This window comes from Porphyromonas pogonae (assembly GCF_036320655.1).
In the GTDB taxonomy this organism is placed as follows: domain Bacteria; phylum Bacteroidota; class Bacteroidia; order Bacteroidales; family Porphyromonadaceae; genus Porphyromonas; species Porphyromonas pogonae.
In genome coordinates, this window is sequence record NZ_CP143258.1 from 720,688 (window position 1) to 737,276 (window position 16,589).

The 16,589-nt window shown below is 45.4% G+C and carries 9 protein-coding genes; 5 read left to right on the forward strand and 4 right to left on the reverse strand.

Annotation, left to right across the window (positions count from 1 at the left end):
• The first annotated feature begins 121 nt into the window (after positions 1 to 121).
• Both VYJ22_RS02785 and VYJ22_RS02790 read left to right on the forward strand, forming a co-directional pair.
• On the forward strand, positions 122 to 2,479 hold the full coding sequence (locus VYJ22_RS02785; RefSeq protein ID WP_329904924.1) for a TonB-dependent receptor: 2,358 nt from the start codon (positions 122 to 124) through the stop codon (positions 2,477 to 2,479).
• 56 nt (positions 2,480 to 2,535) lie between these two features.
• On the forward strand, positions 2,536 to 3,774 hold the full coding sequence (locus tag VYJ22_RS02790; protein WP_329904926.1) for a hypothetical protein: 1,239 nt from the start codon (positions 2,536 to 2,538) through the stop codon (positions 3,772 to 3,774).
• A gap of 184 nt (positions 3,775 to 3,958) precedes the next feature.
• On the opposite strand, the gene VYJ22_RS02795 is transcribed toward VYJ22_RS02790, so the two are convergent.
• The 4 genes from VYJ22_RS02795 to VYJ22_RS02810 all read right to left on the reverse strand — a co-directional run bounded on the left by VYJ22_RS02795 (position 3,959) and on the right by VYJ22_RS02810 (position 9,734).
• A complete protein-coding gene (locus VYJ22_RS02795) occupies positions 3,959 to 4,633 on the reverse strand; it encodes an MIP family channel protein (RefSeq protein WP_329904927.1) in 675 nt (224 codons plus the stop codon).
• A 1,203-nt stretch (positions 4,634 to 5,836) separates the two neighbouring features.
• Complete coding sequence (locus tag VYJ22_RS02800) at positions 5,837 to 6,532, reverse strand: Crp/Fnr family transcriptional regulator (protein WP_329904928.1); 696 nt, start codon at positions 6,530 to 6,532, stop codon at positions 5,837 to 5,839.
• A 45-nt stretch (positions 6,533 to 6,577) separates the two neighbouring features.
• Positions 6,578 to 7,786, reverse strand: a complete 1,209-nt coding sequence (locus tag VYJ22_RS02805) for a C1 family peptidase (RefSeq protein ID WP_329904929.1) — start codon at positions 7,784 to 7,786, stop codon at positions 6,578 to 6,580.
• Between the two features lie 88 nt (positions 7,787 to 7,874).
• Positions 7,875 to 9,734: a DNA polymerase III subunit gamma/tau gene (locus tag VYJ22_RS02810; protein WP_329904931.1), complete on the reverse strand. Its 1,860-nt coding sequence runs from the start codon at positions 9,732 to 9,734 to the stop codon at positions 7,875 to 7,877.
• Positions 9,735 to 10,016: 282 nt separating this feature from the next.
• On the opposite strand from VYJ22_RS02810, the gene VYJ22_RS02815 reads away from it, so the two are divergent.
• The 3 genes from VYJ22_RS02815 (at position 10,017) to VYJ22_RS02825 (ending at position 16,585) form a co-directional block, all read left to right on the forward strand.
• On the forward strand, positions 10,017 to 10,157 hold the full coding sequence (locus VYJ22_RS02815; RefSeq protein WP_329904933.1) for a hypothetical protein: 141 nt from the start codon (positions 10,017 to 10,019) through the stop codon (positions 10,155 to 10,157).
• A gap of 217 nt (positions 10,158 to 10,374) precedes the next feature.
• Positions 10,375 to 11,997, forward strand: coding sequence for a DNA/RNA non-specific endonuclease (locus tag VYJ22_RS02820; protein WP_329904935.1), 1,623 nt, complete (start codon positions 10,375 to 10,377; stop codon positions 11,995 to 11,997).
• A gap of 280 nt (positions 11,998 to 12,277) precedes the next feature.
• On the forward strand, positions 12,278 to 16,585 hold the full coding sequence (locus VYJ22_RS02825) for a cobaltochelatase subunit CobN (RefSeq protein ID WP_329904936.1): 4,308 nt from the start codon (positions 12,278 to 12,280) through the stop codon (positions 16,583 to 16,585).
• Positions 16,586 to 16,589: the final 4 nt, after the last annotated feature.

A 16,589-nucleotide genomic window follows, 5' to 3' on the forward strand; every position in this document is an offset into this window, starting at 1 on the left:
TGATGTCTGTGATATATTGAAAAATAATAATAAAAACCCTATAAAAAGCCCGACATTACCGTCGGGCTTTTTTGTTGAACAATAATTTGAAACGTTCAGGGTGGCAAATACATTAATATTTATGAATAAGATTAGATACAACTTGTACAAAGGTGTGGCCATGATGAGTTTGCTCCTATGCTCATCGGTTTTGTTGCAGGCTCAACAGCTTTTTCTGAGAGGTGTAGTGCGTGATGCCCAAACGGGTGATGCACTTGTGGGAGCCAGTGTAAAAGTGGAGAATGACAAAAATGGGTGCATTACGAGGGATAATGGCAGCTATAGTCTCAAGATGCAGGCCGTAAAGTCTCGTGTTACTTTTCGATACATGGGCTATAAGTCCAGAACTATTTCGGTAGATTTTGCAGGGGCTTCCGAGCTTGTGCATAATATATCGCTCGCTCCCTCAGACCGTAGCTTGGGCGAAGTAGTGGTAACCGCCAAAAATGAAGCCCGTGTGATACATGAGAGTGCCTTGCCCGTTTCCGTCATATCGGCATCACAGTTGCAAGGTAGCGTAAGTAGTGTAAATGACGTACTGGCACGCACCGCAGGGATTACCATACGTAATACGGGTGGGGTAGGTAGTGCCTCACGTATCTCTGTCAGGGGACTTGAAGGCAAGAGAATCGGGGTATTCATTGACGAGCATCCTATAGGTCAGATGCAGAATTTTGTCACACTCAATGACATTCCCATAGATATGATAGAGCGTATAGAGGTATACAAAGGGGTTGTGCCCAATAAGTTTGGCGGTAATTCCATGGGAGGAGCGGTGAATATTGTGCTCAAAGAATATCCGCCTGTTTATCTCGACGCTTCTTATGAAATAGGATCTTTCAATACCCATCGCTTCAATAGTGTGATGAAGCGGTCACTCCCCAACCAAGGATTGCAATTTGGTATAGGCGGAGGGGTTACATACTCGGACAATGACTATGAGATGAAGCTTCCTCACTTTGATAATATAAGGGTGAAGAGAAAACATGATAAGTATACCAAGATACTCGCCGGTGGTAGTATCAAAGCTACCAAATGGTGGTTCGATGAAGTGGAAGTGGAGCCATTTTTCTCTAAAAGTTACAGACAGATGCAAGGTATAGAGACAGATATTCGCGAAGCTTACAACCAATCCATAGGTTGTGGCGTAAATACCAAGTTGAAGAAGGATGACTTTCTGGTGTCAGGGCTTGACCTTGATTTCCAAACGGGAATCGTATATAATTACTACGGGCTCAAGGACAAAGCCATGCACCGATATGACTGGACGGGTAAGCAGTATCCTCCCGTGTCGTCTTATGGCGGAGAACTGGGGAGTACACCCGCCGACGGTAAGAACAAGTCCTTAGACTTTGCCAATAAGATCAATGTGAACTATACCTTGGACAAGCATCAGGCTCTTAACTTCAACTCCTATTTCTCCAAAACTAATTTATATCCCAAGGATGAATTGATGGAGAAGTCCTTAGGCTTTAAAAACAATTATGATAGCCATATGAATACCCTGACTTTGGGACTGGCTTATGAAATAAATGCTTTCGAAAAGAAGTTGCTCAACTCCCTTACAACAAAATATTACCACTATAGCTCTCACTCTATTGTGCCTATTGCTTTCGGCATTAAAGAGAATAAAGTGATTGATCTCAACAAGAATTATTTCGGGTTCAATGAAGCGATGCGTTATAAGATCAATCCCAACTTACTTGTAAAAGCTTCTTTTGCCTACGATATTCGCATTCCTAGTTCGGAAGAGCTCTTGGGCGATGGCTTTTCTGTGGCTGCCGCTCCAAATCTGAGCCCGGAGCGTAATCATAGTTATAATCTGGGGATGATCTATCACAAGAGGTTTACCGGGGGCAATACTATCGAAGTGGAGATAAACGGATTTTATTCTACTCTAACCGATATGATCCGCTTCTCAAAAAGCACCGGCCCCATGGCTATCTATGAGAACTTTGGGAAGATGCGTACTTATGGTGCTGAGGCAGAAGTGAAGTCCGATATTACACCGTGGTTGTATGGGTATGTCAATGCCACATATCAAGATCTCCGCGATATACGTAAACTTAAAGCCGGATCGGAGGTTCCTAACCCCACTCATGGTAAGCGCATGCCTAATATCCCTTACCTCATGGGCAATGCCGGGGTGGAGATACACAAGCAAAACTTATTTGGAGGCACAGAACAGAATACACGTATAATGCTCGACGGGTCTTATACCCACGAGTACTTCTATGACTTTGAGGTCAGTAAATTGCAGGAGCGCAAGATCCCTTCTTCACTGTTACTTGACTTTGCTTTGGAGCATAGCTTCATGAACAAACGCTGGACGGTAACTTTCAAGATCAAGAACGTAACCAACCGTGAGATGTTTTCCGAATTTAATTTTCCCATGCCGGGTCGCAATTTCGGGCTCAAGGTGCGCTATCTATTCAAGTAGCCCTTTGAATACTTAAGCATGAATACAATTATGGTTTTATTTAAAATAATTTTAAGATGAAAAAGACAATTATCCCTATTGTGTTAGCTTTGTCGATAGGTTTAGCCGGATGCTCCAAAAGTAATGATAATCCGAAGCCTGACCCTAATCCCAACCCTAACCCAGAAGTAAGAGAAAAGATATTGATAGAAACATCAGTATTCAATCCCGGAGGTGAGACGGGCAGTTCTTACATACAGATGATACCCAATTTATTGCCCAAGACTTATGATAATACCCATGCCATCCCGGCAGGGTTTCATGTGAGTTGCAATGTTGTGGGTAATCATGTCTATGATTTTCCCAACTACTTGGGGAGTACTAAGTCCGAGCTTGTCCAATATACAGTAGGGGATAACGGTACCCTGATGAATAAGAAAGGGATGACCTTGCCGGGCAACTCCGCGGCATCCAATGTGGTGGAGTTGAATGGAAGCAAAGCTTATCTTGCATTGCAGAGCATAGGCTATGTTTATGTATTTGACCCATCTACCATGCAGAAGATAGGTGAGATAGACCTCAACAGCCTGAAAGCAGAGGGAGCTAACGTGTCACCTGGTGCGATGCTAATACGTGACAACTACTTGTATGTAGGACTTAACCAGATGAATAATAGCTGGATGCCTAATGAGAAGCAAGCTGAAGTAGCTATCATAGATACCAAAACGGATAAGGTGGTGAAAAAGATCATCGACAAGAAGCATCAGCTATCATTTGCTACACGTCCCATAGAGCCCAAATCTATTTTTATGGATGAGGCAGGCGATATATACATCAATTGTTTAGGAGGCTTCGGGCTCAAACCCGGTTTTGAAGGAGGTCTTTTGAGGATCAAAAAAGGTCAAACGGATTTTGATCCTAATTATGTATTGGATCTCAGCAAGACGGATATTGAAGGTCTTGAGGTTTCGGGCAAGGCTCAGTTCATTGCTTCGTGTTGCTACATCGGCAATGGCTTGTTGGCTGCTTATCTCAATGTCAATGCTCTAGAACCGGGCGGTAATCCCTATACCGCATTTATACAAGCAGCAGCCATCATTGATATTCGCACGGGTAAGATTTCTCGTATTAAAGAGTTGGCTCCTTCCAATCCGTTCACCATGGCTATTGGGTTGTATAAAGATCAGGTTATCTTCGGCTCTTCCAATAAGAAGGATGAGGGGCTCTATAGTTACACCCCCAAAGATGGCAAAGTGGTTGGCCCTATTGTGCGTACTCAAGGTACTCCTATATTCTTCCATTACTTTGGGAAGTAAATCCGAGGTGAAGCTGTCTTGTGAGAGCATCAATTATAAACATTGATTTGCTAAAGGCTTGATTTCAACACCTTACTTACACTCCTATTTATGCAACGACTCCCGAGAGATTGTTCTACTCGGGAGTCGTCTTTTCAAGAATGCGATGAGCTGCACCCTTTTGACACTGATTCAAACAAGGTTGTTACCTTTCGCTATCAGTGTTGATTGCTTTCCACAATAATGAAGCTATGGCTCCACCGCAGAAAGGTGCTACTATAAATAACCATAACTGGCTCAGGGCTTCTCCTCCTGCGTACAATGCCGGCCCTAAGCTGCGAGCAGGATTGACTGATGTACCTGTGATGGGAATACAAACGATGTGGATGAGTGTAAGAGCAAGGCCTATGGCTATACCCGCAAAACCTGCAGGAGCTTTTTTGCTGGTGGCGCCAAATACGACTAAAACGAATATCGCTGTGAAAATAGTTTCTGACAAGAAAGCAGGCATTAGCTCTCCTTCTCTAAAACTATTGGCTCCCGTACCTGTAAGCCCCATGGACATAGTGATTACATAAAGAATAGATGATCCTATAATGGCTCCAATGAATTGGAACAGAATATACATACCGGCATCTTTACCGTTGATCTTTCCGCTCAACCACATACCCAATGTGATGGCAGGGTTGATGTGACAACCTGATATACTCCCTATGGTGTAAACCATAGCCAAAACTGAAAGACCGAAAGCAAAGGCTACTCCCAGAGTGCCCACTCCCGTGCCCACAGCATCCGGAGCTCCTCCACTAATCACGGCGCTTCCGCAACCCATCAGAACCAATACAAGGGTTCCTAATAACTCAGCTAAATACTTCTTCATGTTCTTATTGATATTAATTGTGATAGTCAGAGTTTTATTGTTAAATGTTATTAAAAACATATGCAAAGATATAAAATTAACTGATATTTTGTCTTTGTTTTAATTCTTTTCATCGTTTTTTGTGAAAAAACGTATTCAAGTGCTATTCTTTTCTTGTGCCTTGATTGAGGCAATTGATATCGCAAATAATCACCAAGATATACCAACAAAATATCTGCAAATTAGACTTATATATCCAGCTTGCTGATTTTCTTTATACGATTAACTCCTGAAAGAGCCCAAATCAGAGACCGTTGCATAGTAGGCCAATTGCTTCGTTGCTTGCGAGATTCGCGCTTGGTCATTTACCTGAAGTAAACTCCCTGTGCACTCACTCTTAGCACCTTGCACTTTACCCTCTCTGCCCGGTCAAAGTGTCTTTTGTCGGCTTTGCCTCCAAAATCCACAAGACTGTTGACTTTTGCAACAGTCTCAATCAATGTTTGAGAATGATGATGTCAACCTTTGAGATTGACTCGGTCAATCTTTGAGAATGACAAGGTCGGTCTTTGAAGATGAAATAATCGATGTTTTGTTATAATAATTCGGCCTTATAATCGCGATAAAGATGGCTTGTACATTGATCATCTTATTATATTGTAGGGCAAATGGCTTTCTTTTTGAACTTGTGATGCGTAAAATGGCCTTGTCTCTTTCAAAAAGCAATAGTTTCGATGTAGTAATAGTTCTATCAAATATATCGAAAAGTAATATTCAATATTCATGTTGTGCTTAGCGCGTCTTATCGTACCAGCACTTTATTGAGACCGTTGCATAGCAGGCCAATTGCTTCGTTGCTTGCGAGATTCGCGCTTGGTCATTTACCTGAAGTAAACACCCTGTGCACTCACTCTTAGCGCCTTGCACTTTACCCTCTCAGCCCGGTCAAAGTGTCTTTTGTCGGCTTTGCCTCCAAAATCCATGAGACTGTTGACTTTTGCAACAGTCTCTTATGGTGAATAAATTCATATAAAAGCAGAGACCGCATTTGTATCGATTGGGAACGATGCAGATGCGGCTCTGGGTATGAATTGGTGACATGGATTTATCCCCTTGGAGGATTACACGATAGTGTGCTTTTAAATATAAGTGCTGATCAGTTACTTTCGCTCTCCCCCCCCTTGTAACCATTGGGGGGATTTAATTTTGTGGTTTGAGTCGCTATTACTCGAGGGTTCTCAGTTTTTTCAAATCAATTATGGTGATCATCTTATGATTGATACTGATGATATTTTCCTCTTCGAGTTCACTCAAAGTTCGTACCAGTGACTGCCTACTCACACCAAACTTGTCTGCCAGGTCTTGACGTGTCACAGGTAGCATCACAGTGTATGGCTCCGTATTGGTGGGTTTGAGTTCGAAAAGATATTGTCCCAGTTTGCCTTTTATGGATTTGAGAGAGAGGAAGCGTATTTTTTCACTCAGAAATCTATTGATGTCCGAAACCGATTGGATAAAATTGAAAAGTATACGCTCATGCTCTTGCATGCTTTTGAGAAATATCTCCCGTTCCATTACAAATAGAGCGGTAGGCTTTTCCACTTGCACCGTTACCGGAAATCGGTTGTCTTGAGCAAAGAGTATCGCAGGGGCTATTATTCTGTTGATGCCTATGCGGTCTATCACTACATATTTGCCGGCTCCGTTGTCCATGCGGGCTAGTAGCTCCCCCTCCAGCACTATCATCATTTTATTACAGCGATCGCCTGCCATGGCAAAGAGGTCGCCTTTGTCATAATATTTTATTTTGTAAGGATATTTCTCCAAAAAAGCAACCGACTCATCTTCACCGATCCCCTTAAAGAGAGCGGTGTTGGTGAGTCGGCTGAGAATATCTTCAAAGTTAAAGTCTGCTTTCATGTGCCCAAGATAGCAAACTTTATTGAAAATAAGAGGCTTGTTTATTTATTTTATGCCAAGCTTCTTAGCAATATCTTTGGGGATAGCATTCTTGTGGATCACTATGTTCATGGTGCGACCTGCAACATAGTTCCATGATGCGTACCAGATACCTTTGTAGCTACCGGCATCGCCCCATGAATTCTTTACCATAAAGAACTTCTTGCCCAATTGATTTTCAGCAAGGCCGTAGATAAGCATGCCGTGGTCGTCGGTGAGGGTGTAGTTGTCAAAACATTCCTGACGGTATGCCTGCGTAGGAGTGATCTCGGGGCAGTTAGCTCTTCTAATCATTTTCATCCCTTCGGCTTTCTTGTCATTGGCACTAAGTCCCAACCAGCGAGCTTGGTCAGACCCTTTAGTTTCTATTGTTTTGAGGTCGGTAAGTACGGCAATACCGTCACGTGTGAAACCCAGTTCGCTCACGTCAGCACCCCAAGCGATAGAGTACCCTGTGTTTACGGCATTTTCCATCACTTTCATAAACTCATCTATAGGTAAGTTGTATGAGTTTGCCCAGCGCCAGTTGTCTTCTATTTCCAGTTGGAACTGCGAATAGAAGGGATGGTGTGAAAATGATGTTAGCGATACATAGTCATCAGCATTAAGGCCCAAAGTCTGCGCAAAAGAGCTGGGTGTATAGCTTTTGCTTTTGTATGTAAATTTATCGGGAGTAGTGCCCAGATAAGAATCTATCACAGCATTATAGGCAGTCTTCCATGCAGGACTCAGCTTACCGTTAGGGTTTTTGATGATCGCATCTATGCAAGCTTTGGCCAGAGATTCCATTTCGCTATGCTGGTTTTTGTCTGTGCCATAGCATAGGCCTGTCATTACCTCTTCGGGGACAATACCATAGTGTTTCAATACGTAGATCACATCATAGAATGAGCCGCCTTGACCAAAGTTGAGCTTACCGTGCATGCGCACGTATTTTTCGGCTTTGTCTTTGTAGCTGTGGTTTACAACGAACATATCAGATAGATCATATTCGCCTTTACCCATTCTCATAAGTTCACTTTCCAGAAAACCCACACCGGAGTATGACCAGCAAGTACCGGAGTTAGCTTGATTTTTTATGGAGGTGATACCAACTGCCTTGAGGGTCTTAAACTGATTCTCAGCATTCTTGACCGTATCATTCTGTGCGGGCGTTTGCGCAATAAGGCTAAGCGGAGCCAAAGCAACTACCGCCGTGAGTAGAAATCTTTTCATACGAATTTTTAAGATGATATTTATATTGTTGAATGTGGCTTACAATAGGTTACCCTGCAAATATAATAATAAAAGAATAAATATGAGCTTATAGGGGTCGCATTTTGAGCCGATCATAGAGTTTGGCGAAAGACGGAGACTTCTTTTTGAATAATTCGATCCTTTCTTCCGAAGTATAAACAACCTTCTCATGCGCCGTCTGATCTATCTCCACAGCCATGGTTAGATGAGTGTTTTTGATCTCTTTACGAATGTAGTTGAGCACTTGTGGCAACATCTCCTGAAGATTCTCCATTACGGCATTGTTGGGTACTGTGACCAAGGCCTGTGAGGGAGCCGTGAGTGAAGGTATGTTTTGCTCCATCATCTTGCGCATGATGAGCTTTTCGGGACTCATCTCTGTTTTTACATACTTCATCCAGGCAATCTGCATATCTTCTTCCGAGAAGGCTTCACTCTGCTCCGGTATTTCTTCCGATTCAGAGGTTTTCTCTGTTTCAGCCTGCCTATTCCTTAGTCCTCTGAGCGATAATCGCCCTGATGCCTCCGGTTTGTAATCCGTAGGCGGAGTACCTCCTCGGTTGAATATAGGGCGTGTAGGTGTTTCTGCTGATTGGCGGGAGTGAGAGAGGTCATTTATTGGGGCTGTATCGGTAGTTTGTTGTGTACCTGTTCCTTGACCGGTTGCGGGTTGGGATTGTGGGGGAGGCGTGTTAGCTGTCGGCTGGCTCGGTGTGGCAGGAGTTGCTTGGGGAGTCTGCATTGCCCGTGCTGATGTGGGAGTCTGTGCCCCTCCTTGTTGCTGCTCTTGTGCCGGTGAGGTTGACTGCTGTACTTGTCCCGACAAAGCCTTGCTGTACAGCGATGATATACTCATAAGACATAGTTCCACCAGTAATCGCTTGTTAGAGCTGGCTCTATATTGCTGGTCACATTGGTTGAGCGCACGTATGGCTTGATATAAAAATGCTGCCGGACATTTTGCTGAAACAGAGAGATAGCGTTGCTTTACATGCTCAGGTTTTTCCAGCAGAGCTATGGTCTCAGGATGCTGAGCTACCATGAGGTCACGCATGAAGCTAGCGAGTCCGTTTATGATGATTTGTCCGTCGAATCCTTTGCTCAGTAGCTCGTTTAGGGTAAGGAGTATTGAGCGATAATCTCCTTGCAAGAAATATTCGATAAACTTGAAGTAGTACTCGTAGTCCAATATATTCAGGCTTTCCACCGTTTGGCGATACGTGATGCGACCTTGACTATAGCTGGCTATACGATCGAAAAGCGACAAGGCATCTCGCATGCCTCCGTCGGCTTTTTCTGCTATTACACCCAAAGCTTCTTTCTCTGCTTCTAATCCCTCACTTGATGATACGTACTCCAGGTGATGGATGATATCATTGAGACCTATCCTTTTGAAATCATATATCTGGCAACGTGAGAGGATAGTAGGTAATATCTTGTGCTTCTCGGTAGTAGCGAGGATGAATATGACATACTCCGGGGGTTCTTCCAATGTCTTGAGAAAAGCATTGAAAGCAGCTTGGGAAAGCATATGTACTTCATCGATAATATATACCTTGTATTTGCCTAATACGGGAGGGATGCTCACCTGTTCAATGAGTTGTCTGATGTCGTCTACTGAGTTGTTCGATGCCGCATCCAATTCGTATATATTCATGGATCTCTGCTCGTTGAAAGCTTTGCAACTCTCACATTCGTTGCATGCTTCAGCTTGGGGAGTACGGTTGAGGCAGTTGATTGTTTTGGCCAGTACACGTGCTGCAGTCGTTTTGCCTACACCTCGCGGACCGCAAAAGAGATAGGCATGAGCCATCTTATTGCTAAGTATAGCCGATTTTAAGGTTTTGGTAAGCGCTTCCTGCCCTACCATCGACTCGAATGTGTCCGGGCGATATTTGCGTGCCGATACTATATATTGCTGTTCCATCAAACTCTTTATGTTTACTCACAAATATAGCAAAATCGAATCAAAATGCTTTCCGGATCACGGTGATAGTATTGATATTGTAGCAATAAATAGCTTATAGAGCGCCCAATGCCCGTGATGGAGAGTGTGAAAAGAGGCTCGATCAGCTAATACGAGACTGTTGCAAAAGTCAACAGCCTTGTGGATTTTGGAGGCAAAGCCGACAAAAGACACTTTGACCGGGCAGAGAGGGTAAAGTGCAAGGCGCTAAGAGTGAGTGCAAAGGGAGTTTACTTCAGGTAAATGACCAAGCGCGAATCTCGCAAGCAACAAAGCAATTTGCCTGCTATGCAACAGTCTCAATACATGTTTACCTGCTATGATGTGCTTGTTGGGGGAGTAAGTCTTATATCAAATTTGTTGATCATGATGACGGGGGGATAACATTAAGAGCAAAAATAGGTTAGTAAAGCAATTATTATCTCTTTGTCGATAGTCGTTTTGTGAGTATTTTATTATATTTGACTATCTAAACTTTGACTTATATATTCTATGGCAATGAATGTATTGCCCTATGTATATAAACATCTCATTTATATTAGAATCTGTGATAGATTATGATTTGTTTACGCCATGCTATCACACAAAACCTATTTTATATATGAAAAATAACTATTTACTATCTTTTATCATTTCTTCCATCGTATTGATATTTGCGACGTCCTGTCAGCGTGATGCGGATGAAGGAATAGACAACCGCTCTTCATCTCGGGATATGGCTTTTACAGCTTCATTGGAAAACTATGAGATGTGCGATGCCTCTACCGTGTGGGACACTCGTGGTAAGATCGGGCTGTTTTTTAAAACCTCTGATATGGAACAGTGGGTACCCGGTAAGAACATTGCCGCCTCGAATATGGAGTTTGAGAAGCAAGGACCCTCTGACCAAGTGCGCTTTGTCTCCGGCACGAGTGACAAAACACCTACTCTTCGCAACGGCTCTAAGGTTGACATTCTTGCTTACTATCCTTATGCGGATACTCTGAAGGACAACAGTATAGAGGTCGATATTACCAACCAGTCACGTTATGCTCAAGCCGGGCTGTTGTATTCGGACAATCTCAATGGTGTTACTTGGGGCAGTCCTGAAAACAATATGATATTCCGCAATGCTATGGCTAAGATCAGGTTTATCATTACTTCTATGGATGGTTCGTCATTGAAAGGGCTTACTGTGACTTTGGAAGATTTTCCATCAAAGGGCACCTTTAATGTGCTAACCCGTAAGTGGAAGTTGTCTCAAGAAAAAGAAAATATCCCGGCATTAGTCACTGTAAGCAATACCATGGCTATAGCAGAAGCTTATATCATGCCGTGCAAAAGGGAAAAGGGTATGCGTGCTGTGCTACGGTTGCCCCAAGGTCGTGAATATTCGTGGAAGGTAAGGCGGAGTAATAAACCGTTTGTAATGGGTAATCTGTACAGCTACGACATCCAGTTTAAAAACTCAACGGGAACGGTGATTAATGAGCCCGAAGTCAGTGGATACAAAGAACTGCCTCTCATAACATCTATCCCCAATACTTTGAAGGTACAACACAACGTACCGGGGCAACAAGGGGTGAGAAATTACACAATACTCTACGATACTAAACTGAGATTTGCCTATTGGGTAGCTTATCCTTTGCACAAAATGTATATGGGTAATGCGAGACGTACAGATTCCTGGGCTTATGATCCTATGATTGATAAGGCTTTGCAGCCCAATCTCTTCCGTAGCTACACTATGGGTTACGATAGAGGACATCAACTTCCCAGTGCGGACAGGACAAGCTCTAGAGATATCAACCAAACTACTTTTTACTTTTCAAACATGAGCCCTCAAGCAGCAAGTCTGAATCAAGGGATGTGGCAAAAGCTGGAGCGAAAAGTGAGGGCATGGCAGAAAAAACTGGAAGCCAATGGTGCCGGTAAGGATACATTGTATGTAGTTACCGGGGCTGGTATCAATAAGCAACTGCCACTCGACTATGTAGCCGATGGTGCAGGTGCGCGCATGCCTGTGCCACATTACCATTACAAAGCTTTGGCTATGATGGATAATCAGGGTGTTTATCATGCTATTGCTTTCAAGATGCCAAACAATCTGGATATCCCGCGTTCGGGTAATATCAATAACTACAGGATTACAGTGAAAGAACTGGAGTCTGAGACGGGATTCACCTTCTTCCCGTTCCTTTCGGAAGGAGTCAAAGGGCATATCGACGATGCTTATTGGCGATAATTTATAGTTTTCTTTGGAGTGATATATCTGCCGACGCAGGCAACATGAGCTTCTTCTCATACGCTGTATAGTGGAGCCGCATGTTGCCTGCGATCTGTTTATATACTTTATTTTTATATTTTTGTAGTGTTAGGGATACTGCTCCGATAGATGATTGTAACGCTACAATAAGAGCTGATTGGTGGCCTTCAGTCGTTGACTCTGCTTATTATTTCAGGAGGATGGAGGAGGATATTTCCCGCAATAAATAGATTGTAGTATTGATCTCACGTGATAAATCATGATTAACAAGATAAACCCCGGACTTCGCCGTGGGATATGGGTAGTGGGGCTACTGCTGCTAATTGCCTTGGGAGCACTATGGGGTTACAAACACTTCTTATCTCCTACACGCATTGCCTTAGTCTACTTCCCTAATTATCAAGCCTCCAATTTCAAGCTTGCCAACCACTCATCTCACATCAAACTGGATGTAGTAGACCCTGCCGAAGGCTTCGATGTGGCAGATTACAAGATGATCCTTATTTTTGGGCCTGCATTCAAAGGTACTTCATTAGATACCAAATGGCTCGATAGGGCAGACAAGAAGAAGGTTCCGGTATATTCCTTTGCCTTTTCAGCCTTGAAATACCGCAACAAATACGTCTCTGTCGATCAAAAGAAACGGCTGGACAACTATTACACCAATCGCTCGAAGCAGAACTATCGTAATATGTTGCTCTACATTCGTCGCCAGTTTGATCCGCACAAATGGGGCGGTAACAAACCCGAACCCGCAAGAGTCATTCCCAATGATATCTATTATTATCTCGATGAAGGTGTGTTTTTCGAGACGGCTGATGCCATGACTTCCTACCTCCGTGCCAAGGGGTATTATCACGAGGGCAAAGGTCGCATAGTCTTGCTATCGGGTAGTATATCTCCACTGGAAGGTAACAGGTCTTACATAGATAGCCTCATCACTTCATTAAGCCACAAAGGCTACAATGTATATCCCGTCTCGGCATCCGAGCGTAGACTCGATCTTATCCGTGAGGTATCGCCCGATGCTGTTATCTACTTCCCTATGGGACGTTTGCAGGGAGATGAGGCCGTACAGTACCTGAAAGAGCAGAATATTCCGCTGTTTTGTCCGCTACCGCTTACCCAAAGTCATGACGAGTGGCTCAAAGATCCCAAAGGCCCTACCGGCGGATTCCTCACGGCACGTGTAGTGCTGGGAGAGATAGACGGCGGTATATGCCCCATGGTGGTATCGACACAGAGCAAGCAGCAGGATGATATCTATCTCTATTACCCTGAGCCTGAGCGATTGCCCCACTTTGTCGATATGGTGGATAGGCACCTCAAGCTCAAACATACTCCAAACAAAGACAAAAAGGTAGCCATAGTATACTACCGTGGCCCGGGAAGCAATGCGCTTGTAGCCACGGGGCTGGAGGTTGTACCCTCACTCTACAATCTACTCCACTATCTCAAACAACAGGGCTACACTGTCGATAATCTCCCCTCCTCGGCAGAGCAACTGGGGCAGATGCTGGCTCGCGAAGGTAAGATATTCTCCTCTTCGTCTCGTGATGCGATGCGTGATTTTCTGGCAAATGCCCATCCGCTATGGCTTGATAAGGATACTTATGAATCATGGGCAAAAGAAGAGATCGCGCCCGACCGATATGCGGATGTAGTAAGGCAATATGGCGCTGCCCCCGGAAGCTTCATGACCATGCAGCACGATGGCAAACCTTCCATAGCGGTGGCACGGTTACAGCTGGGCAATGTAGTGCTTTTGCCCCAACCCCGTCCTGCGCTCGATGGTGAAGATTTCCAGGTCGTGCACGGAGCCAAGGTGGCTCCGCCCCACAGCTATATTGCTGCTTACATGTGGATACGTCGAGGTTTCCGTGCCGATGCGATCATTCACTTCGGTACGCATGGCAATCTGGAGTTTACTCCCGGCAAGGCTACCGCGCTGTCGCATGAGGATTGGCCTGATTGCCTCATCGGTGCCTTACCGCATTTCTATTACTATAGTATATCCAATGTAGGCGAGGGTATCATAGCCAAACGTCGCACACATGCAGCCCTCGTATCTTACCTCACGCCCCCTTTCAGTGAGAGTAATCTGCGTGCCGAGTATAAAGGCGTCTTCGCTCTTATCGATCGCTATCATGGCGCACAAGACCCAGCACAGCAGAAGTCGCTGGCTCTGCAGATCAAGCAAGCGGTAGTGGCACTGGGAGTACATCGTGATTTACAGTTGTCCGAGGACAAAAACACTCCCCTCACAGCCGAGGAGATCATACATGTCGAGGATTTTCTCGACGAAGTAGCGCATGAGAAGGTGACGGGAGCCTTGTATCGCATGGGGCAACCTTATCGCCCCGATCAGATTGTGAGTACGGCAGTCGCCATCTCTGCCGATGCCATAGCTATGAATATAGCCAAACTGGATCAATTGCAGGGCAAGGCTACGCCCAAAGATCTTGAGCCGGGCATGGCTTTCAATAGGCGTTACCTCGTTCCTGTGCAGAGCGTATTGCAGTCTGTGCTGTCCTCGCCTGATGCCCGACTGGCTACCTTGCGTTCACGCCTCGTACCGTGGGTGACTCCTGATATGTTCGATCATGCCCATGCCACTGCTGACCTCTCTGCTCGCAAGGGAATGCGCATGAAAATGAAGGGCCGCGACAAGCCCAATAGGGCGTCCGAGGCTACAACTAATTCCCTCAAAGCACCAGCCCCTATGGGTGGAATGGGCATGAAGACCAAGCCCACAGATAGCAATATGAAGCCTGCAACGCCTATAGGTGGTATGCCCAAAGAGGGGACGAAGCGTAGGTCTACGGCTGCTGATACGACTAAGCCATCCACGACCATGCGGCATCCTATGGGCATGGTGGGTATGCCTAAAAATACAGATGAGATGAGTGGAGTATTGGTAGCGCTGGACAATGAGCTATCCGCAGCTCTCACTTATAAGGAGTTGCTCGAGACTTCCCCTCGTCGGGAACTCGAGTCACTGGTCAATGCCCTCAATGCCGGCTATATCGCTCCGTCGCCGGGCGGTGATGCCGTCAGTGCCCCTAATGCACTGCCTACGGGGCGCAATATGTACTCCATCAATACAGAGGCTACACCCACCGAGTCTGCCTGGAGCACGGGAGTGGCATTAGCTCGCCAAACGCTCAAGAGCTACAAAGATAAGCATGGCAAATACCCTCGCAAGGTCAGCTTTACTTACTGGGCAGGCGAATTCATACAGAGCGGAGGAGCTACCGTAGCCCAAACACTGTACATGCTGGGCGTAGAGCCTGTACGTGACCGTATGGGCAAAGTTGTCGATATCAAGCTCATTCCGTCCGACGTATTGGGCAGACCTCGCATCGATGTAGTGGTGCAGGTGTCGGGTCAGCTCAGGGACCTTGCCGCATCACGCCTTTTCATGATCACCAAGGCTGTGAAGATGGCTGCCGATGCTAAGGACGACAAGTTTGACAACTATGTTGCCGGTGATGCCGTAGAGGCAGAGAAGCTTTTGGTCGAGGATGGTGTGTCGCCCCGCGAAGCCCGTGAGCTCAGCACTATGCGTGTTTTTGGCGGGGTCAATGGTCGCTATGGCACAGGTATCACCCATCTGGTGGAGCGTGGTGATGCCTGGACTTCCGAGCAGGAAGTCGCCGACGAATATCTACGAAATATGGGAGCCATCTACGGCGACGAAGAGGCGTGGGGCGCTTATCATAAAAGTCTTTTCAAAGTAGCTCTTATGCACACCGATGCCATTGTACAACCCCGCCAGAATAATACGTGGGGAGCCCTAAGTCTCGATCATATGTACGAGTTTATGGGGGGTATCAACCTCTCGTCCCGCAACGTCAACGGCAAAGATCCCGAGACCTATCTGGCTGATTATCGCAATCGGTCGCGCGTGCGTATGCAAGACCTTAAAGAAGCTATCGGTGTGGAGTCAAGAGCCACGCTGTTCAATCCCAACTATATTAAGGAAAAGATGCACGGAGGTGCCACCACTGCCAATACATTTGCCAAGACTATACGCAATGCCTACGGCTGGAATGTGATGAAGCCTCAAGCTATCGACCATGAGTTTTGGGATCAGATTTATGAGGTCTATGTCCGAGACACTCATCACCTCGATGTTGAGCACTACTTCCGTGAAACCAATCCCGCAGCTCTGGAGGAGATCACTGCCGTGATGATGGAAACCGCACGCAAAGGCCTCTGGAAAGCCACTCCAGGGCAACTCAAGGATATAGCAGCAATGAATGCGTCCTTGGTAGCCGACTACGGCACTGCCCATTCGGAGTTTACCGCCTCCAACAAATCGCTGCGCCAGTTCATAGCGCGTCAGCTGACCGAGGATAAAGCCTCCGAGTACTTACATAATATGTCTGCTAAGGGAGGAGCCAAAGCGTCGGACGCTGAAGGCGTGGTAATGAAAAAAGACGAACTACGCACTAGGCCCACAGGCGCATCTGATATAGCCTGGGTATGGCCGGTAGCCATCGTGCTACTCCTCTTTGTCCTACTCCTGCTGTGGCTACGAGCCAAAAACAAGAAACGAAAATGAGGTC